This window comes from Mesorhizobium sp. (genome assembly GCF_004962925.1).
GTDB lineage: Bacteria > Pseudomonadota > Alphaproteobacteria > Rhizobiales > Rhizobiaceae > Mesorhizobium.
Window position 1 is genome coordinate 9,583 of sequence record NZ_SUEO01000209.1, and the last position, 1,921, is coordinate 11,503.

3 protein-coding genes are annotated in these 1,921 nt (G+C 65.2%); all 3 read left to right on the forward strand.

All coding sequences use genetic code 11. The features are described 5' to 3' along the window. A partial coding sequence (locus E5W87_RS28965) for a PDZ domain-containing protein (protein ID WP_292405343.1) occupies nt 1-703 on the forward strand: 703 nt, incomplete at its 5' end. Nucleotides 704-812: 109 nt separating this feature from the next. Continuing rightward, nucleotides 813-1,424: a molybdopterin-dependent oxidoreductase gene (locus E5W87_RS28970; RefSeq protein WP_292405345.1), complete on the forward strand. Its 612-nt coding sequence runs from the start codon at nt 813-815 to the stop codon at nt 1,422-1,424. Further along, nucleotides 1,421-1,921 (forward strand): FAD-binding oxidoreductase (locus E5W87_RS28975; RefSeq protein WP_292405348.1); only part of this gene is annotated, 501 nt, incomplete at its 3' end. The genes E5W87_RS28970 and E5W87_RS28975, both read left to right, overlap by 4 nt.

A 1,921-nucleotide genomic window follows, 5' to 3' on the forward strand; every position in this document is an offset into this window, starting at 1 on the left:
GGCGCAAAAGGTGGTCGCCAAGCTGATGAAGGGCGGCTCCATTCAATACGGCTATCTCGGCGTCCAGATTCAGCCGGTTACGCCCGACGTGGCGAGCGCCGTCGGCCTCGGCCAACCCAGCGGTGCGCTGGTTTCCGAGGTCACTGACGGCTCGCCGGCGGCAAAAGCCGGGATCGAGACCGGCGACGTCGTCACCAGCTTCGCCGGCCAGCAGATCAAGGATCCCAAGGATCTGTCGCGTGCCGTTGCCGATGTTTCGCCCGGCGAGACGGAAACGCTGGGTGTCTGGCGCAAAGGGCAGAATGTGAAGATTTCCGTCGCTGTCGGACGCAACGGAGACGATGTGCAGACGGCATCGGTCGGCGGCGGCCCAGAGGCACCGTCCACGCAGCAGGGCCTTCGTGCTCCTGCGATCGGCCTCGGTCTGATGGACATCACCCCGGATGTCCGGCAGGCGATGAATCTGGTGCCCAACCAGCGCGGGGCGCTGGTCGAGAGCGTCAATCCTGACAAGGCGGCCTCGGCTTCCGGTATCCAACCGGGCGACATCATCATCGCCGTCAATCAGGCCCCGGTGAGGGACGCCAGGCAGGCGGACCAGGCGATCGCGCAGGCCGGAAAGGCCGGCAAGAAGTCCGTGCTCCTGCTCGTCGAACGCGGCGACGCGCAACTCTTCGTCGCGGTACCCTTCGCCAATGGCTGAAGCGGCGCATTGCCGCGAGGTTGCGGCCAAAATTATGGTTGCCCGCCAGAGCATCTTCGAGAAGACTGTTCAGGGCCGGTAAACGGCCTCAAACAAACGGATTGTCTCGATGGTCACCCGCGGCTTCTCTTCAGGACGAAAGCCCCCGACGGATGCGGATGCGCGCATTCCGCCGGGGCAGTATCTCGAGCAAGGGTTCCCGGTTCTATCGGCTGGGCCGACGCCGCGCGTGCGCACCGAGGAGTGGTCGTTCACGCTCAAGCACGGACCTCGGCCGATCAAGAAGTGGAATTGGACGGAGTTCAACGCGCTGCCTTTGACCAAGATGACGCGCGACATCCATTGCGTGACCGCATGGACCAAGTTCGACACGGCGTGGCAGGGCGTGCTGGTCGACGATATTCTGGCGGATGCCGGCATCGAGCCACTGAGCCCCTTCACGCTGGCGCTGTCGTTCGACGGCTATACCACCAACGTGCCGACGAAGGATCTCACCGCCGGCAAGGCGATGGTGGCGCTGCTTTACGAAGGCAAGCCGATCACGCCGGATCATGGCGGCCCGGCGCGGCTGCTGGTTCCGCATCTCTATTTCTGGAAGTCGGCCAAATGGCTGAACGGGCTGCAGTTCACCGAGCGCGACGAGCCGGGCTTCTGGGAATTGCGCGGCTATCACATCTATGGCGACCCGTGGCGCGAGCAGCGCTATACGGGCGATCCATGAGCGACGGGCCGGCGGCGCAGTCGCCCTGGCAGACGGTCACCATCAGACGCATCGAAAAGCGCACGCCGCGCGTCACCAGCTTTTTCCTCCGGCCGTCACGGCCCTTCGCCTATCGTGCCGGGCAGCATGTCGATGTCAGGCTGACGGCGCCGGACGGCTATCAGGCGCGCCGCTCCTATTCCATCGCCTCGGCGCCGGAGTCGGGCGAGACGATCGAGCTGGCGATCGAAAGGCTCGAAGACGGCGAGGTATCGCCGTTCTTTCACGAGGTCGCGGCAGTCGACGACGAGGTCGAGCTGCGCGGCCCGCTCGGCGGCCACTTCGTCTGGTCCGACAGTGACGGCGGCCCGCTTCTGCTGGTCGGTGGCGGGTCGGGCGTGGTGCCGCTGATGGCGATGATCCGTCATCGTGCCGCACGCAAATCGGCGGTGCCCGCGGCGCTGGTGTTTTCTTCAAGGATCTGGGACGAGGTGATCTTTCGCGACGAGCTGATCGAC

Bases quoted from the DNA above. Each gene is read 5' to 3' on its own strand.
- E5W87_RS28970 (WP_292405345.1), top strand. From the start codon at position 813: ATGGTCACCCGCGGCTTCTCTTCAGGACGAAAGCCCCCGACGGATGCG.